Source organism: Pandoraea sp. PE-S2R-1 (genome assembly GCF_002179865.1).
GTDB lineage: Bacteria > Pseudomonadota > Gammaproteobacteria > Burkholderiales > Burkholderiaceae > Pandoraea.
Window position 1 is genome coordinate 1 of record NZ_NGUR01000087.1, and the last position, 407, is coordinate 407.

Genomic DNA, 407 nt, shown 5'->3' on the forward strand with positions numbered 1-407 from the left:
ACGCGAGCCCGGACCGGCGAGGCAGGTACTCCGGCTTGTTGGGCATCTGCTCGCCCGTCAGTCAGATTCTCGCCAACGCGGCGCTATTCGGGCTATCGGCCTCGTTGTCGGCGGAAGCGTTTGAGTCGTGGGGATGGCGCGTGCCCTTCGTGCTGAGCTTTCTGCTGGTCGTCGTCGGCGTCTACATTCGACTCAAGGTGCACGAAACACCGGCGTTCGCTGCGATGAAGCAGGCAAAGCAGGTCGTGAAGGTGAGCAATCCGCTGCGCGATGCCGTGCGTCTGCATTACAAACCGCTCATTCGCTGGACGCTCTTCTTTTGCGGCCCTGCGGCGATCTTCTATCTCATCGTGGTGTTCTCGCTGAGCTACATCACCAAGACGCTTGGCGTGCCGAAGCAGACGGCG

1 protein-coding gene is annotated in these 407 nt (G+C 61.4%); it reads left to right on the forward strand.

The features are described 5' to 3' along the window. The coding region (locus CDV44_RS27155; protein WP_141118834.1) for an MFS transporter at positions 1–407 on the forward strand (407 nt) is incomplete at both ends.